Source organism: Pseudomonas sp. RW407, from assembly GCF_003176655.1.
GTDB lineage: Bacteria > Pseudomonadota > Gammaproteobacteria > Pseudomonadales > Pseudomonadaceae > Pseudomonas > Pseudomonas delhiensis.
In genome coordinates this window covers 792,850-815,541 of record NZ_QGSL01000106.1, presented here as the reverse complement: position 1 = coordinate 815,541, position 22,692 = coordinate 792,850, and the positions used below count along the sequence as shown (strand labels likewise).

General features: G+C 60.9%; 12 protein-coding genes. 11 read left to right on the top strand and 1 reads right to left on the bottom strand.

From position 1 onward, the window contains the following. The first annotated feature begins 8 nt into the window (after positions 1-8). The 9 genes from DK254_RS20465 to DK254_RS20440 all read left to right on the top strand — a co-directional run bounded on the left by DK254_RS20465 (position 9) and on the right by DK254_RS20440 (position 17,568). Positions 9-1,667: a GMC family oxidoreductase gene (locus DK254_RS20465; RefSeq protein WP_109935239.1), complete on the top strand. Its 1,659-nt coding sequence runs from the start codon at positions 9-11 to the stop codon at positions 1,665-1,667. 117 nt (positions 1,668-1,784) lie between these two features. After that, positions 1,785-3,407: an MFS transporter gene (locus tag DK254_RS20460; RefSeq protein WP_109935238.1), complete on the top strand. Its 1,623-nt coding sequence runs from the start codon at positions 1,785-1,787 to the stop codon at positions 3,405-3,407. Positions 3,408-3,691: 284 nt separating this feature from the next. Beyond that, positions 3,692-4,915 (top strand): glycosyltransferase family 4 protein, encoded by a 1,224-nt coding sequence (locus tag DK254_RS20455; protein ID WP_109935237.1) that lies wholly within the window; start codon positions 3,692-3,694, stop codon positions 4,913-4,915. A 39-nt stretch (positions 4,916-4,954) separates the two neighbouring features. Then, the gene (locus tag DK254_RS20450; RefSeq protein WP_109935236.1) at positions 4,955-7,111 is read left to right on the top strand and encodes a type I secretion system permease/ATPase; all 2,157 of its coding nucleotides are present in this window, start codon (positions 4,955-4,957) and stop codon (positions 7,109-7,111) included. After that, a complete protein-coding gene (locus tag DK254_RS20445; RefSeq protein ID WP_109935235.1) occupies positions 7,108-8,523 on the top strand; it encodes an HlyD family type I secretion periplasmic adaptor subunit in 1,416 nt (471 codons plus the stop codon). Before DK254_RS20450 ends, DK254_RS20445 begins: the two co-directional genes overlap by 4 nt. Before the next feature lie 77 nt (positions 8,524-8,600). Further along, complete coding sequence (locus DK254_RS33860) at positions 8,601-9,113, top strand: hypothetical protein (RefSeq protein WP_146219623.1); 513 nt, start codon at positions 8,601-8,603, stop codon at positions 9,111-9,113. Between the two features lie 215 nt (positions 9,114-9,328). Beyond that, positions 9,329-9,847: a hypothetical protein gene (locus tag DK254_RS33855; RefSeq protein ID WP_146219622.1), complete on the top strand. Its 519-nt coding sequence runs from the start codon at positions 9,329-9,331 to the stop codon at positions 9,845-9,847. A gap of 292 nt (positions 9,848-10,139) precedes the next feature. Further along, positions 10,140-10,661, top strand: a complete 522-nt coding sequence (locus tag DK254_RS33850; protein ID WP_146219621.1) for a hypothetical protein — start codon at positions 10,140-10,142, stop codon at positions 10,659-10,661. Continuing rightward, entirely contained in the window at positions 10,654-17,568 is a 6,915-nt protein-coding gene (locus tag DK254_RS20440; protein ID WP_109935234.1) for a calcium-binding protein, read from the top strand. Before DK254_RS33850 ends, DK254_RS20440 begins: the two co-directional genes overlap by 8 nt. Before the next feature lie 589 nt (positions 17,569-18,157). On the opposite strand, the gene DK254_RS20435 is transcribed toward DK254_RS20440, so the two are convergent. Next, positions 18,158-20,521 (bottom strand): DNA polymerase II, encoded by a 2,364-nt coding sequence (locus DK254_RS20435; RefSeq protein WP_109935233.1) that lies wholly within the window; start codon positions 20,519-20,521, stop codon positions 18,158-18,160. Positions 20,522-20,734: 213 nt separating this feature from the next. Here DK254_RS20435 and DK254_RS20430 point away from each other — a divergent pair, with 213 nt between their 5' ends. Beyond that, positions 20,735-21,676 (top strand): class I SAM-dependent methyltransferase, encoded by a 942-nt coding sequence (locus DK254_RS20430; RefSeq protein ID WP_109935232.1) that lies wholly within the window; start codon positions 20,735-20,737, stop codon positions 21,674-21,676. A gap of 101 nt (positions 21,677-21,777) precedes the next feature. Then, positions 21,778-22,521, top strand: coding sequence for a YkgJ family cysteine cluster protein (locus DK254_RS20425; protein WP_109935231.1), 744 nt, complete (start codon positions 21,778-21,780; stop codon positions 22,519-22,521). Positions 22,522-22,692 lie beyond the last annotated feature (171 nt).

Here is a 22,692-nt window from a genome sequence, read left to right as displayed (position 1 = left end):
GTCAGCCCATGCCCCAGGCACTGGACTCGTTCGACTACCTGATCGTCGGTGCCGGCCCCGCCGGCTGCCTGCTGGCCAACCGGCTGTCCGCCGACCCGGCCAACCGCGTGCTGCTGATCGAGGCCGGCGGCCCGGACAACTACCCGTGGATCCACATCCCCGTCGGCTACCTCTACTGCATCGGCAACCCGCGCACCGACTGGTGCTTCGACACCGAAGCGGTCCCCGGCCTCAACGGCCGCGCCATCAAGTACCCCCGTGGCCGCGTGCTCGGCGGCTGCTCCTCGATCAACGGCATGATCTACATGCGCGGCCAGGCCCGCGACTACGACGGCTGGGCCGCCGAGGGCAACCCCGGCTGGGGCTGGGACGACCTGCTGCCGCTGTTCCTCGGCATGGAGGACCACTTCGCCGGCGACAGCGCCATCCACCATGGCGGCGGCGAATGGCGGGTGGAGCAGCAGCGGCTGTCCTGGGAAATCCTCGATGCCTTCCGCGAGGCCGCCGCGCAGACCGGCATCGCTTCGGTGGACGACTTCAACGGCGGCGACAACGAAGGCTGCGGCTACTTCCAGGTGAACCAGCGCGGCGGCGTGCGCTGGAATGCCTCCAAGGCCTTCCTGCGTCCGGTCGAACAGCGCCCGAACCTGATGGTGCTGACCCACGTCGAGGCGCAGCAGCTGATCCTCGAAGACGGCCGCGCCCGCGGCCTGGTGGTGGACTGGCAGGGCGCCCGCCGCGAACTGCGGGCGCGCCGCGAGGTGATCCTGTGCGCCGGCGCCATCGGCTCGCCGGCCCTGCTGCAGCGCTCGGGCATCGGCCCGCGGCCCCTGCTGGAGCAACTGGGCATCGGTGTGCGCCACGAGCTGCCCGGCGTCGGCGAGAACCTCCAGGACCACCTGCAGCTGCGGCTGATCTACCGCATTCAGGGCACCCGCACGCTGAACCGCATCGCCGCCACGCCCTGGGGCAAGGTCGGCATGGGCCTGGAATACCTGTTCAAGCGCAGCGGCCCGCTGTCCATGGCACCGAGCCAGCTGGGCGCCTTCGCCAAATCCGATCCCGGCCAGGCCTCGGCCAACCTCGAATACCACGTGCAGCCGCTGTCCCTGGAGCGTTTCGGCGAGCCGTTGCACGCCTTCCCGGCCTTCACCGCCTCGGTGTGCGACCTGCGCCCGCAGAGCCGCGGCAGCGTGCGCATCCGCAGCAGCGATGCGCGCGCCAAGCCGCTGATCCAGCCCAACTACCTGAGCCACCCGGAAGACCTGCGGGTGGCCGCCGACGCCATCCGCCTGACCCGCCGCATCGCCGCCGCGCCGGCCCTGGCGCGCTTCCGCCCGGAGGAATACAAGCCCGGCCCGGACTTCCAGACCGAGGAAGACCTGCAGCGCGCCGCGGCGGACATCGGCACCACCATCTTCCACCCGGCCGGCACCTGCCGCATGGGCTCGGGGCCCACTGCCGTGGTCGACAGCCAGCTGCGCGTGCACGGCATCCCCGGCCTGCGCATCGCCGACGCCTCGATCATGCCCGCGCTCACCTCCGGCAACAGCTGCTCGCCGGTGCTGGTGATCGCCGAGAAGGCGGCGCGGATGATTCTTGCCGAACCCTCGCGCAGCGCCGAGGTCATCCCTATCAGCGGGCGCGAGGAGAAGGCCCTGTCCTGACGGCCACCCCGGCGGGACGAACAGGTTCGACAGAAGACAGCGTCGCGCGGCCCCCGGGCCGTGGCGGTCGAGGCTGAAACAACAATAAGAGCCCCCACGAGGGGCAGGAGAGCCGTAATGACCGATCTAGCACAGCCCCAGTCGTTCGAGCGGGGGCGCTCCAGCGGCCGCGAAGAGCGCAAGGTGATCTTCGCCTCCTCGCTCGGTACCGTGTTCGAGTGGTACGACTTCTTCCTCTACGGATCGCTGGCGGCGGTCATCAGCAAGCAGTTCTTCGCCGGCGTCAACGACACCACCGCCTTCATCTTCGCCCTGCTGGCCTTCGCCGCCGGCTTCCTGGTGCGGCCCTTCGGCGCCCTGGTGTTCGGCCGCCTGGGCGACATGATCGGGCGCAAGTACACCTTCCTCGTCACCATCCTGCTGATGGGCCTGTCGACCTTCTGCGTCGGCCTGCTGCCGTCCTACGCCAGCATCGGCGTGGCTGCGCCCATCATCCTCATCGCCCTGCGCCTGCTGCAGGGCCTGGCCCTGGGCGGCGAGTACGGCGGCGCGGCCATCTACGTCGCCGAGCACGCCCCGGCCAACAAGCGCGGCGCCTACACCAGCTGGATCCAGTGCACCGCCACCGCCGGCCTGCTGCTGTCGCTGCTGGTGATCTGGGGCTGCCGCCAGTTCACCGGCGAGGCTTTCGAAAGCTGGGGCTGGCGCCTGCCGTTCCTGCTGTCCATCGTGCTGCTGGGCATCTCCACCTGGATCCGCCTGTCGATGCAGGAGTCGCCGGCGTTCCTGAAGATGAAGGCCGAAGGCAAGGTCAGCAAGGCGCCGCTGAAGGAGTCCTTCACCAACTGGAGCAACCTGAAGATCGTGCTGATCGCCCTGTTCAGCATCAACGCCGGCCAGGCAGTGACCTTCTATGCCGCGCAGTTCTACGTGATGTTCTTCCTCACCCAGGTGCTCAAGGTCGACCCGGCCCTGTCCAACGTGCTGCTGATCATTTCCCTGGTGATAGGCGCGCCGCTGTTCGTGCTGGCCGGCTGGGTGTCCGACAAGGTCGGGCGCAAGCCGGTGCTGGTGGTCGGCCTGCTGCTGGCCACGCTGTGCTACTTCCCGCTGTTCAAGGCCCTGACCCACTACGCCAACCCGCAGATCGACCAGGCCACGCGCCAGGCCCCGGTGGTGGTGATGGCCGACCCGGCCACCTGCACCTTCCAGTTCGACCCGGTGGGCAAGGCCAAATTCGACAGCCCCTGCGACAAGGCCAAGACCCTGCTGGTGAAGGGCGGCGTGCCCTACAGCACCCAGGCCGCGCCGGCCGGCAGCGAGCTGGTGGTGAGCGTGGGCGAGAAGCGCATCGAGGGCTTCGACGCCGCCGCCCTGGGCGCCGCGGTGAAGGAGGCCGGTTACCCGACCCAGGCCGACGCCTCGCTGGTGAACCGGCCGATGGTGATCGCCATCATCGTCGCGCTGATCTTCATCGCCACCTGCTGCTACGGCCCGCTGGCGGCGCTGATGGTCGAGCTGTTCCCGACGCGCATCCGCTACACCTCGCTGTCGCTGCCGTACCACATCGGCAACGGCTGGTTCGGCGGCCTGCTGCCGACCATCTCCTTCGCCCTGGTGGTGTACACCGGCAACATCTTCTACGGCCTCTGGTACCCGGTGCTGGTCACCGGCGTGAGCCTGGTGTGCTCGCTGCTGTTCCTGCGCGAGACGCGGCATAACGACATTCATGCCGATTGAGCGTGCGGCAAGACCAAGACGGCCCGCCTCGTGCGGGCCGTTTCATTTGCCGGGCCGTGACCAGTTTGGAGGGTTTTCTGAAAAAGGCTCTTTCCTGCAGGAATCAGGAAAAAAGAGGAATGCCTGTAGGAATCAAGCTGCATACATCCTAAAGAGCAAAAACTAAAAAGCTCCCTGCTATCCATGGCCAGCAGGGAGCGAAACATGCGACGTCCATCATCCAGCAGGAACGCAATGGTCCTGCCCATCCTCGGCGATTACCCGCAACGAGCGGCAGGCGCGCGATGAAGCTCCTGCTATTGCACCAGAACTTCCCCGGCCAGTTCCGCTACCTGGCCCATGCCCTGGCAGGTCAGGAGGGTTGCGAGGTCCGCGCACTCGGGCTGGACAGCGCCCCAGGATTGCCTGGCGTGAAGTTGTCCCGCTACCGGCCCAGGCGTGCCCCTGCCACGCAGGCCCATGGCTATCTCCACACATTGGAGAACGCGGTCCTGCACGGGCAGCAGGTGGCTCGCATCCTTCTGCAGCAGCGTCGCCGGGGCTATCGGCCCGATGTGATCCTCGGCCATCCCGGATGGGGTGAAACGCTCTTTCTCAAGGACGTGTTTCCCGAAGCACCGCTGATCCACTTCTGCGAGTACTACTACCAGACCCAGGGCGCCGACGCGGGTTTCGACCCCGAGTTTCCCATGACGCTGGACGACTCGGCGCGGCTGCGCTTGCGCAACACCCTGCACTTGCTCAATCTCGAACAGTGCGACTGGGGCGTCACCCCCACGTATTGGCAGCATTCCCTGCACCCCGAGGCCTATCGCGGCAAGATCCGCGTCGCCCACGAGGGCATCCCCGTCAACGAGCTGGGCCCCGACCCCCTGGCCTGCCTGCCGCTACCTTGTGGCGGTGTGCTGCGTGCCGGGCAGCCTGTGGTGACTTACGTGGCGCGCAACCTGGAGCCCTACCGGGGGTTCCACAGCTTCATGCGCGCATTGCCGTCGATCCTGTCCGGCAATCGACAGGTCCAGGTGGTCATAGTCGGGGGCGATGGCTGCAGCTATGGCAGGTTGCCCGGGGACGCGCCGAACTGGCGTAGCAAGCTGCTGGGGGAGCTTTCCCTGGACCTCGAACGCGTGCACTTTCTCGGCAAGGTGCCCTATGCAACCTACAGGCGCGTTCTCCAGGTTTCCGCCGTTCACGTCTATCTCACTTATCCCTTCGTTCTTTCCTGGTCGCTGCTGGAGGCCATGGCCAGCGGCTGCCTGGTCGTCGGCTCGGATACCGCTCCGGTTCGCGAGGTGATCGAGGACGGGCGCAACGGCCACCTCGTCGACTTCTTTTCCCCGTCCTCGATTGCCCGCCGCGTACTGGATGCCGTCGAACGGCCGGCTGCCCATTGGCAACTGCGCCAGCAGGCCAGGGTCACGGCACAAGGCTACAGCGTCGGCAATGGGCTCAAGGCATACGGCCAACTGCTGGCCGATGCCCTCGGTGAGGCGGCAGGCATTCGTTGAAGCGCGCTCTAAGGGCACGCGCAAGCACAAGGAAATTCGATGTCCCAGGAAAACACCGACGCAGCAACCGGGGAAACCATGGAACTGGACAGTGGGCTGGCCTGCCTGGTGATGTTGGCGCGCTTTCACCAGGTGGCGGTTTCTCCCCAGCAACTGGCCCACGAACTCCGGCCGCCGGGCGCGGCCTTCGGCATTGCGGAAATCCTCCTGGCCGCGCGTCGATTGGGCCTGAAGGCGCGCTCGGTACGCAGCTCCGTCGAGCGCCTGGCACGCACGCCGTTCCCCGCTATCGCTCGTTCCCACGACGGCGATTTCTTCCTCATCGCCAGGAGCGACCAGGACAAGGTACTGGTCCAGGCTCCGAAGGCTGCGGGCCCCGAGGTGCTCGCCCTGGAGGCGCTGGCCGAGCGCTGGAGCGGAGAGCTGATCCTGGTCCGCTCCCAGGCATCGGAGGCGGCCGGCCTGTCGCGCTTCGACTTCACCTGGTTCATCCCCGCCATCGTCAAGTATCGAAAGCCGCTGGGCGAGGTGCTGGTCGCGTCTTTCGTGCTGCAGATATTCGCCTTGCTGACGCCCCTGTTCTTCCAGGTCGTGATGGACAAGGTGCTGGTGCACCGGGGGTTGTCGACACTGGACGTACTGGCCGTGGGCCTGCTTGGCATCATGCTCTTCGAGAGCCTGCTCAGTGGCCTGCGCAGCTATGTCTTCGCGCATACCGCAAGCCGCATCGACGTGGAACTCGGTGCCCGTCTGTTCCGCCACCTGGTCACCCTGCCGCTGGCCTACTTCCAGGCTCGCCGCGTCGGTGACTCCGTGGCACGGGTGCGGGAACTGGAGAACATCCGCAGCTTCCTCACCGGCAATGCCATCACCCTGCTGCTCGACGTGCTCTTCTCGGTGGTGTTCATCGCCGTGATGTTCTTCTACAGCGGCTGGCTGACCCTGGTGGTGGTGCTGTCGCTGCCCTTGTATTTCCTGCTGTCGCTGTTCGTTACGCCACTGCTGCGCGCCCGGGTGCAGGAAAGCTTCAACCGCGGGGCCGAGAACCAGGCCTTCCTGGTGGAAACCATCAACGGCATCGATACCCTCAAGTCGATGGCCGTCGAACCGCAGACCACCCGCAAGTGGGACAACCAGTTGGCGGCCTACGTGGCCGCCGGTTTCAAGACGCAGAACCTGTCCATGCTGGCCAACGAGGGCGTTTCGCTCATCGGCAAGCTGGTCACGGTCGCCACGCTCTGGCTGGGGGCGCGCCTGGTCATCGAAGGGCAGCTCACGGTAGGCCAGTTGATCGCCTTCAACATGCTCGCCGGCCGGGTATCGCAGCCGATCATGCGCCTGGCTCAGTTGTGGACGAACTTCCAGCAGACCGGCGTATCGGTCCAGCGCCTGGGGGACATCCTCAACACCCGGACGGAGCTGTCGCAAGCCTCGCGCAGCAGCCTGCCCGCGCTGAAAGGACGCCTGGAGTTCGACCAGGTGCACTTCCGCTATCGCCCGGACGGTTCGGAAGTGCTCCGCGGCATCAACCTGAGCGTCGCCGCGGGAGAGGTGGTCGGCATCGTCGGTCGTTCCGGTTCTGGCAAGAGTACCCTGACACGCCTGCTGCAACGGCTATATGTGCCGGAACGCGGGCGGGTGCTGGTCGACGGCATGGACCTGGCCCTGGTGGACGTTTCCTCGCTGCGTCGGCAGATCGGCGTGGTGCTGCAGGACAACCTGCTGTTCAACCGCAGCATTCGCGAGAACATCGCGCTGACCGACCCTGGTGCGCCGATGGAGGCCGTGATCCAGGCGGCTCGCCTGGCCGGGGCCCATGAATTCATCCTCGAATTGCCCGAAGGTTACGACACGCTGGTTGGCGAGCATGGTTCGTCGCTGTCCGGTGGCCAGCGGCAGCGCATCGCCATCGCTCGCGCACTGATCGGCAAACCGCGCATCCTGATCTTCGACGAGGCCACCAGCGCCCTGGACTACGAGTCCGAGCGCGTGGTCCAGCAGAACATGAGGGCCATCTGCAAGGGACGCACTGTGATCATCATCGCGCACCGCCTGAGTGCGGTGCGCGAGGCCAACCGGATCGTGGTGATGGACCGTGGCCAGATCGTCGAACAGGGCAGCCATGCCGAACTGCTCGCCCACCAGGCCGGGCACTATTCGCGCCTGTTCCGCCTGCAGCAGGGTGGTGTGCCATGAGCGCCCGCCGCGATCTGCTGCGACGCTACCGCAGCGCCTGGCGCCGGGCCTGGCGCAACCGCCAGTCGATGGATCCGCCGCAGCGGCTGCCCCATGAGGTGCAGTTCCTCCCCGCGGCCCTGGCCTTGCAGGAGCAGCCGGTCAGCCCGTTGGTGCGTTATATCAAGTGGTCGATCATGGCCTTCGCCGCCCTCGCCGTTCTTTGGGCCTGCCTCGGCGAAATAGACGTGGTCGCCACCGCCCGCGGCAAGATCGTCCCCAGCGGCAAGACCAAGGTCATCCAGCCCAGCGAAGTGGCGGTGGTCAAGGCCATACACGTCCACGACGGGCAGCAGGTGAAGGCGGGCGACCTGCTGTTGGAACTGGACCCGAGCCAGACCGAGGCCGACGTGGAGCGTTTGAAGGCCGACCTGCTCGCCGCCAAGGTGGACAGCGCCCGTGCCGGCGCCATGCTCGACGCTATCCGTGATGGCGTCGAACCCGCTTCCCTGAAGGAGCGCCTGCCACAGGCCAGCGAAGAACAGCTGCAAAGCGCCCAGCGCTGGCTACTGGGGCAATACCTGGAATTGCGCAGCAACATCGAGCAGACCCAGGCATCGATCGAGCAACGCCGCGCAGAAATCCAGGCGGCCCAAGCCACTGTCAATTCCTTGCACATCACCCTACCCATCGCCGAACAACTGGCGGCGGACTACAAGCGCCTGATGGAGCGCCGCTTCGTCGCCAAGCACGCCTGGCTGGAAAAGGAACAAGCCCGTCTCGAACAGACCCGCGAACTGTCGGTACAGCAGGCCCGACTGCTGGAACTGCGCGCCTCCCTGCGCGAAGCCGAGCAACGCCGAGAAGGCGTGATCGCACAGACCCGTCGGGCCATGCTCGACCTGCAACAGCAATCCGAACAGAAGGCCGCCGCCCTCGCCCAGGAACTGCGCAAGGCAGAGCAACGCGACCAACTGACCCGCCTGACCGCCCCCGTGGATGGCACCGTCCAGCAACTGGCCATCCACACCCGCGGCGGGGTGGTCACTGCGGCCCAGCCGCTGATGGCCATCGTCCCCAGGGACCAGCCGGTGGAAGTGGAAGCCATGTTGGAAAACAAGGACATCGGTTTCGTCTGGCCGGGGCAGGAAGTGGAAATCAAGGTCGAGACCTTCACCTTCACCAAGTACGGCGTGGTGCCGGGCGAAGTCATCAGCATCTCCGACGATGCCATCGAAGATGAAAAGCGCGGCTTGTTTTACAGCATGCGAATTCGCTTGAAGCAGAACCATATCCGAGTGGGAAGCCGGAACATTCCATTGACACCGGGGATGGCGGTGAGTGCGGAGGTGAAGACGGATAAGAGAAAGGTTATCGAGTATTTCCTGAGTCCGCTTAAACAGTATGTGAGTGAGAGTTTGGGGGAGAGGTAATAAAAAATTATGAGGCTGATTTATAGACGGGCGTTGGAGTTTTTAAAAAAGTTTTATATGGCGGAGGGTCAAGAGCGATGAATGTGCTAATTGGGTTTTTTCGTCAAGTGAGGGATTTATTTCGCGGTGATGAGTTTCTTGTCGGAAGTAGGGTTGGGATTGTTTTGTTGGTGTTTTTTTCTGTTTTCTACTTTGTTGATACTTTGACCGATAGAAAAATTGAAGGGGAGGTGAATAGCTTTTCTGGTGTTTTGTATTATGTCAGCCCAGGGTCTACGGTGGGTAGTACCGTGGTTTTTAGGAGTGATGGATATCGAAAATTATATGCGGATCCTAGATATGTAAGTGCTGTTGGGCTGAAGAACTACAAAGGGAGGGAGTTGGTTTTTAATTCCATTGGTAGGACATTGTATTCCTGTACGTATAAGGGGCGAGAGGTTTGTGGTTCGAAGTGCTCTGGTTTGACTGACTGTCAAAATAGGAAGGCTTCAGCTTTGGGAACGGTCTGGATGCTGTCTGTTTTGACGATTTTTACAGTTTCTTCGTTTTTAATTTTTAAAATAAGAAGTAGAGAGTGCAGTGGTGCTTAAATTTTTCTCTGCTGCAGGCTTGGTCGGCAGAGTGTTAATTAGGTTTGCGTCAAAAGAATAGTGCGCAGTCGTCGTTGACCTTTTCAAAGATTTCAGCATAGAAAATTATCGGAGCCTACATGAGACATGTGTAGTGAGATGATTTTATTGGGCTTATGTGGCTTGGGTAAGAGATTTTTTGCTTCAGGGTTTTTTCTTGGGTTTTTGGGGGATATATGTGGATTAGAGCTTTTTGGGGGTATTTAAGGCGTTTTGGCCTTAATTCTTTTCTTGTTGCTGGATGTGTGTTGTTGCTTCTTTCTTTTTTGTTTTTTTGGATTTGGCTTTTTGAAGAGGATAAAAAATTCAATTCCTCGACGAGTTTTCGAAAAGAAGTCGGTAGATTGATTTATGTAGAGCCTGGTAGGGGAAGTTTGGATAAATTGCTGATTTTGAAAGATGACGATGGGGGTTATAAGAAATTGTATGCTTATTCGGTATATGTTGATGCGCTGTCTTTAAGGTCTGGTCCATATAAAGGAGAGGAGTTTGATTTTGTTCTTGATGAGGATCGAATAGTTAGCTGTAGTCGCAATGGAGAGTTTTTGTGCAAGCCTAAATGTCTATATGTAAATGAGTGTCGAGAGCGACTTTTGAAGTTATATGGTGATGGATGGGTTCCATCGGCTTTTGCTTTTTTGTTCTCGATGATGCTTTTGGGGACTCATGTTTTATACGAAAGAAGAAAGCATTAATACTAATACAGGCTTGCGTCTGACAGAAATGGTTTGGACTGAATAGGAATGGCTAAGAAGTTTTGAAAGTGAAGGTTTTTTAGTTTTCAGTTTGGAAAGGTAGTGTGAGAATTATGGGGGGTTATTTCTAGATATCCTTTAATTTTTTAACTGGTATTTATTCTGGGGATAATTTGTGAGAAGGACTGTTCAAGGAGCGTCATTTTTTATGCATGTGGGGCTCGGTGCTGCTATGAGGGGTTAAGAAATAGTGATTTTTATATTTTTCTGAGCTGCCTTCAGGGGGTGTGGGATGGCTATGTTATCTAGGGTTGGTCTTGAGGTTATAAAGTTCTTTCAGGGAAATGAATTTCTTGTGGGGGCTAGAGTTTTCTTGGTTTTCTCTTTTGTGTTTTTCTTGTTCGAAATTCATGAGGTCTTCCAGTCTATAGATATTTCTGGAGAGTTCAGGGAAGAGGTGGGGGTTCTCTATTATGTTGATCGTGGTGGTGTGGCTGGAAAAATTTTTGTTGTAGCTAAGAATGGAGGTTATAGAAGTTACTTTGCATCAAAAGCATATGTAGATTTGTCTGGATTTGATTTTGATTTATATAGGGGGAAGGAAATGCATTTTCGCTTGGACCGTGGACGGATTGTCAGTTGCTTTCATTCAGGCAAGGAGGTGTGTAGGCCTAAATGTAATAGTGTGATGGAGTGTAGATTGCGTGCCGGATATACCGGTTTTGGAAGGTTTTTCTCCATTCTTTTTATCGGTCTAGCTGCGCTTGCTTATGTATTCTATAGAGTTGGGTTTGGGAGGAAGTTAGATGTCTAATATTTCGTCTGTGTCGAGCTTGGCGGGAGGGCTTGCTAAGCATTTGGCTAATCAGTTTTCAGGGGCTGGTGGTTCGGCTAACTCAGCAAAAGATGTTCATCTCGTGATTAAGGATTATAAGAAGTCTGGAGAGCTTGATAAAATTTCAGCCGTTTCGGCTGGTGCGTCAGCAGCCTCGGCCGCGTTATCGTTTTCTCCTTTAGCGAAGTCGGCTGTTGCGGCGTCGGCATTATCAAGTGCTTTGTCTGTTTATAATGATGTAAAGCGTGATGGGGTGGCTTCCGATCGGTCCCTGGTTTCCGCCTTGGGGTCTTTGGCTAGTGCTGCAGCACTTGTAGCCTCGGGACCTGCAGCCGCTGCTTTATTTGTTGCTGCTGCTATCGGGTTAGGAATTTATGCTCTTTCTCTTGATGGTGATGATCGCCAAGTGGCACAGGCGGTTTCGGATTTGTTTGACGCCATTGCGGGGCTACAGAAGAAGTATAGCAATGAGGTTTCACCAAATGATTGGGACAAAATGGTCTCCTCCCGACCTCTTTGGACTTGGGAGGATATTCAGAGGGGATATATAGATGGAGGAAAGTCCTGCCTTCCCATTCTGATTACAGAGTTGCAGAAGGATTTTAAAGACTCTGAGCAGAATGCCTCCCCCTTGATCCTTGACCTCGATGGGGATGGTGTTGAGACCCTTGGTAAGGATGCTGGCATTCATTTCGACCATGATGGCAACGGCTTTGCCGAACTGAGCGGCTGGGTTGGCAAGGATGATGGCCTGCTGGTGCTCGATCGAAATGGCAATGGCGAGATCGACGACGGGAGTGAACTGTTCGGCAATAACACGGATCTCGCCGATGGCGGAAAGGCAACCAATGGTTTCCTGGCCCTCGCGGACCTAGACAGCAATGGAGATGGCTGGATCGACGCCAGTGACGAAGCCTTTTCTCAACTGAGAGTCTGGAAGGATAGCAACAGTAATGGAAAGGTGGATGAAGGAGAATTATTGACGCTGGAGGATGCGGGCGTTGGCAAACTGTCGACCGGGTTCTCCAACCAGAACAAGGTAGATGAGCATGGCAACAAGATTCTTCAGCAGGGTGGCTATGTCGATCTGAATGGTGACACCCAAGCCATGGATGATGTTTGGTTCACTTTCGATAGTGCAAATACGCAAGATAGGAACAAGGTGGATCTTGGTTCGGACTTTTTATCCTTGCCCAATGTGGCCGGGTTCGGGAATGTTTCTGATTTGAATCAGTCCATTGCCAAGGACTCTACTGGAATAATAAAGGAGTTGCTGGGGGAGTATATTGAGGAAAAGAATTTTTCCAAAAAATCGGAGATTCTTGATTCTTTGATTTATGCCTGGACAGGTGTTCAGGATATAGATCCTAATGATCGTGGTGCTACCAATAATAAGCTGGGAGATGCTCGAAAAATAGCAGCGTTGGAGCGCTTTCTTGGCGAGAAGTATGTGAACAAGTGGCAGGCTGGTGGGCTGGGCCCTAATGCTGCTGGTCTACTGGTGCAAGCGTACTCGAAGCTCAAGGATTATGTCGCTACACAGTTACTGGCTCAATCGAGTTTCAAACATCTTTATGATCGTGTGAGTTTGTCCTTCGATGAGGCTAGCGGACAGTTCAAGTTGGATGTTTCGCTTCTGATCGATGAACTGATAACCGAGTATCAGACAAGAGGAGAGAGTGGAGCGGGATTCATTGGCGAGTTTGCCAATAATATCAAAGCGTTGAAAACGGATGCTGGCGTCCAGGCACTTGAGGAGATACGGAGGGCTGGGAGATCGCTTGGGGGGACCTTGGGTGTCGTGCTTGCGTCTCTAGGCGCGAGTCTGGTTGTGGGAGGCGCTAATAATGGGCGCCTGAGTGGGACCGATACCGACGACCTGCTGTTGGGTGTGGCTGATAATGAGAGACTGAGCGGCGGAAGTGGCAATGACACGCTGATTGGTGGTGCAGGTAATGACCACCTTGAAGGCGGTAGCGGTAGTGATGTTTATTACTTTGAGCGTGGCTGGGGGCAGGACACGGTTTTCAATTACGACAGAAGCACCGACAAAGTTGATGCCATCGAGTTCGGCAGTGACATCACGACTGACGATATTCTCGTCGGCCGCTGGGGTACCGAGCTGATCCTGAGCCTGAAGGGCAACGATGATCGGATCACTCTCAGCAGTTACCTCTCCAACGATGGCAACAACTTTTATCGCCTGGAAGAAATCCGCTTCGCCGACGGCACCATCTGGGATGTCGAGCGGATCAAGGCGATGCTGCTGCAAGGAGGCGAGGGTAATGACACCCTCACTGGCTACGCTAGCGATGATCGCCTGAGCGGTGGTGCGGGTAATGACCGGGTCACTGCCGGGGCCGGCAATGACTGGCTCGAGGGCGGTATCGGTAACGACACCCTGTACGGCGATGCTGGCAACGACACCTTGGTGGGTGGTGTTGGTAATGACTACCTCCATGGTGGGGACGGCAGCGATGTATACCGTTTCGAACGGGGCTGGGGCCAGGACCGTATCGACAACTACGACAGAGGCGCCGGCAAAGTTGATGCCATCGAGTTCGGCAGTGACATCACGACTGATGACATTCTCGTCGGCCGCTGGGGTACCGACCTGATCCTGAGCCTGAAGGGCAGCGATGATCGGATCACCCTCACCAATTACCTCACCAACGACGGCAACAACTCGTATCGTCTGGAAGAAATCCGTTTCGCCGATGGCACCATCTGGGACGTCGAGCGGATCAAGGCGATGTTGCTGCAAGGGGGGGAGGGCAATGACACCCTCACCGGCTACGCCAGTGATGATCACCTGAGCGGTGGCGCTGGTAATGACTGGCTTTCTGCCGGGGCTGGTAATGACTGGCTCGAGGGTGGTATTGGAAATGACAGTCTGTATGGCGATGCCGGCAACGACACTTTGGTGGGTGGTGCTGGCAACGACTACCTCCATGGTGGGGACGGTAATGATGTGTACCGTTTCGAGCGCGGTTGGGGCCAGGACCGCATCGATAACTACGACAGAGGCACCGACAAAGTCGATGCCATCGAGTTCGGCAGTGACATCACGACTGGCGACATTCTCGTCGGCCGCTGGGGTACCGACCTGATCCTGAGCCTGAAGGGCAGCGATGATCGGATCACCCTCACCAATTACCTCGCCAACGACGGCAACAACTTGTATCGCCTGGAAGAAATCCGCTTCGCCGACGGCACCATTTGGGACATCGAACAGGTCAAGACCCTGCTACTACAGGGGGGCGAGGGTAACGACTCTCTGACCGGCTACGCCAGTGATGACCGCCTGAGCGGTGGTGCGGGTAACGACAGTCTTTATGGTGGCGTCGGAAACGATACCTTGGTGGGTGGTGTCGGTAACGACTACCTCCATGGTGGAGACGGTAGTGATGTATACCGTTTCGAACGGGGTTGGGGCCAGGACCGTATCGACAACTACGACCGAAGTACCGGCAAGACGGATGCCATCGAGTTTGGCTCGGACATTTTTACCGACGATATCCAACTGTGGCGCAACGGCAACGACTTGCTCCTGAGCCTGAAAGGCACAGACGATCGGATCACACTCAGTAACTACCTCTCCAACGATGGTGGTAGCAGTTATCGCTTGGAGGAGATTCGTTTTGCCGATGGCTCCGTCTGGGACGTCGAGCAGGTCAAGGCCCTGTTACTGCAGGGGGGAGAGGGTAACGATGCCCTTATCGGTTACGCCAGTGATGATCGCCTGAGCGGCGGCGCAGGTAATGATTGGCTTTATGGCGAGGCCGGGCATGACTGGCTTGAAGGCGGTATCGGTAACGACAGACTGTATGGTGGTGTCGGAAACGACACGCTGATCGGTGGCGCTGGCAGCGACTACTTGATTGGTGGTGAAGGCAGTGACGTCTATCGTTTCGAGCGTGGCTGGGGCCAGGACCATATCGAAAACTACGACCGAAGTACCGGCAAGACGGATGCCATCGAGTTTGGCTCGGACATTTCTGCCGATGATATCCAACTGAGTCGCTGGGGCTCCAACTTGATACTGAGCCTGAAAGGCACTGACGATCAGATCACTCTCAGCAGTTACCTCTTCAATGACGGCAACAACTTGTATCGCCTGGAAGAAATCCGCTTCGCCGACGGCACCATCTGGGACGTCGAGCGGGTCAAGGCGATGTTGCTGCAAGGGGACGAGGGTAATGACACCCTCACTGGCTACGCCAGCGATGATCACCTGAGCGGTGGTGCGGGTAATGACCGGCTCACTGCCGGGGCCGGCAATGATTGGCTTGACGGCGGTATCGGTAACGACACCCTGTATGGCGATGCCGGCAACGACACCTTGATGGGTGGTGCTGGCAATGACTACCTCCATGGTGGAGACGGTAGTGATGTGTATCGTTTCGAACGGGGCTGGGGTCAGGATCGGATCGACAACTACGATAGAAGCGCCGACAAAGTTGATGCTATCGAATTTGGCAATGACATCTCGACTGACGACATCCTGATGGGGCGCTGGGGCTCCGACCTGATTTTGAGCCTGAAAGGCAGCGATGATCGGATCACCCTCACCAATTACCTCACCAACGACGGCAACAACTCATATCGTCTGGAAGAAATCCGCTTCGCCGATGGCACGATCTGGGACGTCAAACGGATCAGGGCGATGCTGCTGCAAGGAGGCGAGGGCAATGACACCCTTACCGGCTATGCCACTGATGATCACCTGAGCGGCGGCGCCGGTAATGATCGGCTCTCTGCCGGGGCTGGCAATGACTGGCTCGAGGGCGGTATCGGTAACGACACCCTATACGGCGATGCTGGCAACGACACCTTGGTGGGTGGTGTTGGTAATGACTACCTCCATGGTGGAGACGGTAGTGATGTGTACCGTTTCGAACGGGGCTGGGGCCAGGACCGTATCGAAAACTACGACCGAAATACCGGTAAGACGGATGCCATCGAATTCGGCTCGGACATTTCTGCCAATGATATCCAACTGAGTCGCAACGGCAACGACTTGGTTCTGAGCCTGAAAGGCAGTGACGATCGGATCACGATCAGTAATTACCTTTACAACGACGGCAACAGTGATTTCCGGCTGGAGGAGATTCGTTTTGCCGACGGTGCCGTGTGGGATGTCGACCGAGTCAAGGCCCTGCTACTGCAGGGTGGCGAGGGTAACGACACCCTGACCGGTTACGCTAGTGATGATCGCCTGAGTGGCGGCGCAGGCAATGATTGGCTTTATGGCGAGGCCGGTAACGACTGGTTGGAGGGTGGTGTCGGTAATGACACCCTCTATGGAAGGGCTGGCGACGATACCCTGATCGGCGGAGCCGGCAACGATTACCTCGAGGGCGGTGACGGCAGCGATGTGTACCGCTTCGAGCGAGGCTGGGGCCAGGATCGTATCTATAACTACGACAGAAGCGCCGACAAAGTTGATGCCATCGAGTTTGGCTCGGACATTTCTGCCGATGATATCCAACTGAGTCGCTGGGGCTTCGACCTGATCCTGAGCCTGAAAGGCAGTGACGATCGGATCACGATCAGTAATTACCTTTACAACGACGGCAACAGTGATTTCCGGCTGGAGGAGATTCGTTTTGCCGACGGTGTCGTGTGGAATGTCGACCGAGTCAAGGCCCTGCTATTGCAGGGTGGCGAGGGTAACGACACCCTGACCGGTTACGCCAATGATGATCGCCTGAGCGGCGGTGCCGGTAATGATCGGCTCTCTGCCGGTGCCGGTAATGACTGGCTTGAGGGCGGTATCGGTAACGACAGCCTGTACGGCGATGCTGGCAACGACACCTTGGTGGGTGGTGCCGGCAACGACTACCTCCATGGTGGGGACGGCAGCGATGTGTACCGTTTCGAACGTGGCTGGGGGCAGGACACGGTTTCCAATTACGACAGAAGCGCTGACAAAGTCGATGCCATTGAGTTCGGTGCAGACATTACTGCTGACGATATCCAACTAAGCCGTCAAGGTAATGAGCTGATCCTGAGCCTGAAGGGCAGTGACGACCGGATCACCCTCAGTAATTACCTCTCCAACGACGGCAACAACCAGTATTGCCTGGAAGAGATTCGTTTTGCCGACGGCACCATCTGGGATGTCGAGCGGGTCAAGTCATTGTTGCTACAGGGTGGAGAGGGCAACGACATCCTCACCGGCTACGCTAGCGATGACTGCCTGAGTGGTGGCGCAGGCAATGATCGACTCGATGGTGGTATCGGCAATGACTGGATTGGCGGTGGTACTGGTAACGACACGCTGTTCGGCAACGCTGGCAATGATACCTTGGTGGGCGGTGCCGGCAACGACTACCTCCATGGTGGAGACGGTAGTGATGTGTACCGTTTCGAACGGGGCTGGGGCCAGGACCGTATCGAAAACTACGACAGAAATAGCGGTAAGACGGATGCCATCGAATTCGGCTCGGACATTTCTGCCAATGATATCCAACTGAGTCGCTGGGGCTCCGATCTGATTTTGAGCCTGAAAGGCACAGACGATCGGATCACACTCAGTAATTACCTTGCCAACGACGGTAAAAGTGATTACCGCCTGGAAGAAATCCGCTTCGCCGATGGCACCATCTGGGATGTCGAGCAGGTCAAATCGTTGCTTCAAGGCAAATCGATCGGCGGCAGAAGCACGAACGGAGGTGAACGGTCCAACTCCTTGCTGGCAGAGGGGCCTGCGGTACAAGGCGTCTCTCTATCCTTGATGAGTGATGCCACTGCTTCGCTGGAGGGCAAGACACAACACCTGATAGATAACATGGCTGCCTTCGGCGTACCGAGCCCAGCAGGATCCGGCGCGGTGTTCGAGCAGCGCCACGGGCTAGAACTGGTGCTTGCTGCCGGTAACTGATCGCTCTGTGTTGAGAAAGGCCCTTCGATGTGAGTCGAGGGGCTTTTTTTCAGTGACTTTAGGACAACTCCATCTGCCAACCGAACAGCCGTGCGAAGTCATCTTCTACGGCTTCTGGTATTCGATGTTGGTTACCGGAGGCTCGCTGCTGTTCCTGCGCGAGACGCGGCACAACGACATCCATGCCGATTGAGCATGGCGCCGCCGGCTTCCGGCTCTTCGTAGGAGCGAGCTTGCTCGCGAACGGTGCTTTCCGGCGGCAGTTGTGTTTCAGGCTGACTCCGCCCCTCTCCCCAACCCTCGGCTGCGCCCCCCGCCCTGAAGGGAAAGGGGGCTGTCCGGCGTGCTCGGGAAGTTTGGCGTCAACCTGTAGGAGCGGACTCCGTCCGCGAATCGCGCGCAGGGCGCGCTCACCCGGCCGTGCCACCGGGGCGTCCGGCGTGGCCGGTAAATCCAATCGCGGACGGAGTCCGCTCCTACGCCCGTGCTTCTCTGAACCGTAGGAGCGGACTCTGTCCGCGATTCGGCGGATGACGCCGTAGGCGTTATGCGCCCTACGTCCGGCCGGGGCCATCGCCGGCGGGCGTGTTCAGAACAACTCCATCTGCCGATCGATCAGCCGCCCGAAGTCATCCCCGACGAAGGGCAGGATGGCGTCGGCCACCGGTTGCAGCTGGCGTGTCAGGTAGTGCTCGTAGTCGATGGGGGCGCTGCGGTTTTCCAGGGGCTCGGGGCCGGCCACGGTGATCAGGTAGCTGATCCAGCCGCCGTGCTGGTACTGCCGTGGGCGCCCCTGGCTCTGGTTGTAGTCGTCGGCGGCGCGGGCCGCGCGGACGTGGGGCGGGACGTTGCGTTCGTAGTCGTCCAGGCGTCGGCGCAGGCGCTTGCGGTAGACCAGCAGGTCGTCCAGCTCGCCGGCCAGGGTGCGGCGCACGTAGTCGCGCACGTAGTCCTGGTAGGGCTGGCGGCGGAAGATGCGTTCGTAAAGTTCCTGCTGGAAGCGCTGGGCCAGCGGCGACCAGTCGGTGCGCACCGTCTCCAGGCCCTTGAAGACCATCTCCTCGCTGCCGTCGGCGCGGCGCACAAGGCCTGCGTAGCGTTTCTTGCTGCCTTCCTCGGCGCCGCGCACGGTGGGCATCAGGAAGCGCTGGTAGTGGGTTTCGTACTGCAGCTCCAGGGCGCTTTCCAGGCCGAATTCCTCGCGCAGGTGTCGTTTCCACCACTGGTTGACGTGCTGCACCAGGGCGCGGCCGATGCGCTCGGCGTCCGCCTCGGCGTGGGCGCCGCCGAGCCAGACGAAGGTGGAGTCGGTGTCGCCGTAGATCACCTGCTGGCCCTCGGCCTCGATCAGCTCGCGGGTGCGGCGCATGATCTGGTGCCCGCGCAGGGTGATGGAGGAGGCCAGGCGCGGATCGAAGAAGCGGCAGCCGCTGGAGCCGAGCACGCCGTAGAAGGCGTTCATGATGATCTTCAGCGCCTGGGACAGGGGCTTGTTGCCCTCGCGCTTGGCCGCCTCGCGGCCCTGCCACACGCGCTCGACGATGGCCGGCAGGCAGTGCCGGGTGCGCGAGAAGCGGGCGCCGCGGAAGCCTTCCACCGAGTGCTCGTCGTCCGGCTGGCCCAGGCCTTCCACCAGGCCCACCGGGTCGATCAGGAAGCTGCGGATGATCGACGGGTACAGGCTCTTGTAGTCCAGCACCAGCACCGATTCATACAGGCCCGGCCGCGAGTCCATGACGAAGCCGCCGGGGCTGGCCTCCGGCGGCTTGCCGCCCAGGTTGGGGGCGACGAAGCCCAGGCGGTGCATGGGCGGCAGGTACAGGTGGGTGAAGGCCGCCACCGAGCCGCCGCTGCGGTCGGCGGGCAGGCCGGTGACGCTGGCGCGTTCGAGCAGGAAGTGCAGCAGCTCGGTCCTGGCGAAGATGCGCGTGACCAGCTCGCAGTCCTTGAGGTTGTAGTGGGCCAGGGCCGGCTTGTCCTCGGCGAACTTGCGGTCGATCTCGGCCATGCGGTCGTAGGGGTTGTCGATCGCCTTGCCTTCGCCGAGCAGCGTCTGAGCCACGCTTTCCAGGCTGAAGGAGGGGAAGCTCCAGGTCGCCGAGCGCAGCGCCTCGATGCCGTCGATGATCAGCCGCCCGGCCGCCGCGGCGAAGTAGTGGTTGCTGCCGCTGCCGTGCTGGCGCCAGCCCATCTCGTCACCGCCGCGGCCCAGGCGCAGGGGGATCTTCAGGCGCTGGGCGTGGTCGCGCAGCACGCGCAGGTCGAACTGCACCAGGTTCCAGCCGATGATGGCGTCGGGGTCGTGCTCGGCTAGCCACTGGTTGAGGCTTTCCAGCAGTTCGCCGCGGCTGTCGCGGTAGGCCAGGTCGAAGTCCAGCCAGCTGGCGTCGCCGTTGGCCGGGCCGAGCATGTACACCTGGCGCTGGCCGCAGCCCTCCAGGGCGATGGAGTAGAGGTTGCCGTGGATGTCGGTCTCGATGTCCAGGGACACCAGTTTCAGCTGCGGCCGGTAGTCCGGCGCCGGCTTGAGCACGGCCTCGCACAGCACGCCGTCGGCGTCGGGTTCGCCGTCGAAGGTCACCGGCGCGGTGATGAAGCGCTCCATCAGGTAGCGCTCCGGCGGGCGGATGTCGGCTTCCAGCAGCTCGATGCCGGCGCCGCGCAGGCGCTTGTCCAGGTCCATCAGCTGGCGGTGCTGGCGGCTGTACAGGCCAAGCACCGGGCGCTGCTCGAAATCGCGCAGCTGCAGCGGGCGCAGCTCCACGCCGGCCTCGCCCTGCAACAGGCGCTGCGCCGCCTCGTGCTGGGCGGCGGGCAGGAAGGCCACCGAGGTCTGCAGCGGCAGGCGCACCCGGCGCGGGCCGGCGTCGGTGGCCAGCCAGAACTCCACCTCGGTGCCGGCGGGCGTGTCGCGCCAATGCCGGGTGAGGACGAAGCCGTGTTGTGCTGCCACCGGGAACCCCTGGGAAGAATCTTTCAGGCGTTCATTCTACAGGTCCGGACCAAGCACCGTCGCAGGATGGGTTGAGCGAAGCGATACCCATCGCCATGGCCGCATGGGTTTCGCCGAGGCTCAACCCATCCTGCGAAGAGCCGCCCGGCGATTCTCTTTTGCACCGATCCTGTCCAGAATGGCGCCCCCTTTCGCCGCTTCCGCCCCGTCGCCATGAACGCCCAAGCCCTCGATGTCCTCCTGCAACACCTGCTGGCCGCGCTGGAAGCGCCGCCCGCCGAGGTCCGCCGCCTGTTCCACGGCCGCGGCCGGCGCTGGCCGGGGCTGGAGCACCTGACCGCCGACTGGCTGCAGGGCGTGCTGCTGGTGTCGCTGTTCCGCGAGCCGGAAGCCGCCGAACTGGCGGCGCTGGAGCGCCTGCTGCTGAGCCTCGGCGAGTCGCCGCAATGGCGCGCCAGCGGCGCCGAGGCCTTGCTGCTGCAGCACCGCTACCGTCCGGACAGCGCCATGCAGGCCCTGCTCGGCGAGGTGCCGGAGGAACGCGTGGTCAGCGAGAACGGCCTGCGCTACCTGCTGGACCTGGGGCGCAAGCAGAACAACGGGCTGTTCCTCGACATGCGCCTGGGCCGCCAGTGGGTGCAGGCCCGGGCCGCCGGGCAGCGGGTGCTCAACCTGTTCGCCTACACCTGCGGCTTCTCGGTGGCGGCCATCGCCGGCGGCGCCGAGCACGTGGTCAACCTGGACATGGCACGCGCCGCGCTCAGCCGCGGGCGCGACAACCACCGGCTGAACGGCCACGACCTGTCGCGGGTGGAGTTCCTCGGCCACGAGCTGTTCAAGTCCTGGGGCAAGGTGAAGAAGAGCGGCCCCTACGACCTGGTGATCATCGACCCGCCGTCGTTCCAGAAGGGCAGCTTCGCCCTCGGCAAGGACTACCCGCGCATCCTGCGTCGCCTGCCCGAGCTGCTGGCCCCCGGCGGCCGGGTGCTGGCCTGCGTCAACGATCCGTCCGTGACCCCGGCCTTCCTCATCGAGGGCATGGCGGCCGAGGCGCCGGAACTGGTCTTCGTCGAGCGGCTGGACAACCCGCCGGAGTTCACCGACGTCGATGCGGACGCGGCGCTCAAGGCGCTGGTGTTCGCCCGTGCGGGCTGAGCCCCGCCCCCGGGCAACACCTGGCACACAATCTGCTCCGCATCGGCCATGGCACGGAAAACGCCGGTTTTCCGTCACCCCCTGGCCACGGAGCGAATCCCATGCGCTTTTCCTGCAACGGTTGCGGCAAATGCTGCCATGACCACCACGTACCCCTGACCCTCGACGAATCCCGCGACTGGGTGGCCGACGGCGGCAGCCTGATCGTCCTGCTGGAGGCGGTGCTGGACGATGGCGCCAGCCTGCCGGATGAGCAGCGCGAGCACGTGCTGCGGCGTTCGCTGCCGGTGCGCTGCGGCAGCACCCGGGCGCACCTGGCGATCACCTTCGCCGCCTTCAACCAGGGCGCCTGCCGCCACCTGGGCAGCGACATGCGCTGCGGCATCTACGAGCGGCGGCCGCTGGTGTGCCGCATCTACCCCATGGAGATCAACCCGCACATCCCCCTGCGCGCGGAGGCCAAGGACTGCCCTCCGCAGGTCTGGGAAGAGGGCCCCGAGCTGATCGTCGGCGGCCGCCTGGTGGACACCGAGCTGGCGGCGCTGATCGAGCGTTCGCGCCAGGCCGACCGCGAGGAGATCGCCGCCAAGGCGGCCATCTGCGAACGCCTGGGCATCAGCGTCTCGGCGCTCAAGGGCGACGGCTTCACCGCCTACCTGCCGCAGCGCAAGGCCTTCCTTGCGGCCCTGGACGCGGTGCGCGCGCAGGCGCCGGCCAGTTCCGCGGCGGACTGGCAGCTGCACGTCTCCACCGACGACCTGGCCCGCCAACTGGCGGAAACCGGGGCGATGATCGCCGCGCTGCTGGCCGACGACTGCGCCTTCATTCCCCTGCGCGCGGCCTGATGGGGGAGGGGCTGGCCGGGTATTAGTCGCTTCGGAATAATGACGCCGAAAATTAGCCGTTACGGATAATATATGCGGCGTTTTTCCGCTAGAACTGAAGAGAAGGCTGACTCCGATCAGCCTTCATCTGAAGGTTTGCCTGTCAGATAGCCGGCCACCACCAGGGGATTG

Excerpts from the sequence above, each read along its gene's own strand:
- DK254_RS20465 (WP_109935239.1), top strand. The coding sequence starts at position 9 with ATGCCCCAGGCACTGGACTCGTTCGACTACCTGATCGTCGGTGCCGGC.
- DK254_RS20460 (WP_109935238.1), top strand. The coding sequence starts at position 1,785 with ATGACCGATCTAGCACAGCCCCAGTCGTTCGAGCGGGGGCGCTCCAGC.
- DK254_RS20455 (WP_109935237.1), top strand. The coding sequence starts at position 3,692 with ATGAAGCTCCTGCTATTGCACCAGAACTTCCCCGGCCAGTTCCGCTAC.
- DK254_RS20450 (WP_109935236.1), top strand. The coding sequence starts at position 4,955 with ATGTCCCAGGAAAACACCGACGCAGCAACCGGGGAAACCATGGAACTG.
- DK254_RS20445 (WP_109935235.1), top strand. The coding sequence starts at position 7,108 with ATGAGCGCCCGCCGCGATCTGCTGCGACGCTACCGCAGCGCCTGGCGC.
- DK254_RS33860 (WP_146219623.1), top strand. The coding sequence starts at position 8,601 with ATGAATGTGCTAATTGGGTTTTTTCGTCAAGTGAGGGATTTATTTCGC.
- DK254_RS33855 (WP_146219622.1), top strand. The coding sequence starts at position 9,329 with ATGTGGATTAGAGCTTTTTGGGGGTATTTAAGGCGTTTTGGCCTTAAT.
- DK254_RS33850 (WP_146219621.1), top strand. The coding sequence starts at position 10,140 with ATGGCTATGTTATCTAGGGTTGGTCTTGAGGTTATAAAGTTCTTTCAG.
- DK254_RS20440 (WP_109935234.1), top strand. The coding sequence starts at position 10,654 with ATGTCTAATATTTCGTCTGTGTCGAGCTTGGCGGGAGGGCTTGCTAAG.
- DK254_RS20430 (WP_109935232.1), top strand. The coding sequence starts at position 20,735 with ATGAACGCCCAAGCCCTCGATGTCCTCCTGCAACACCTGCTGGCCGCG.
- DK254_RS20425 (WP_109935231.1), top strand. The coding sequence starts at position 21,778 with ATGCGCTTTTCCTGCAACGGTTGCGGCAAATGCTGCCATGACCACCAC.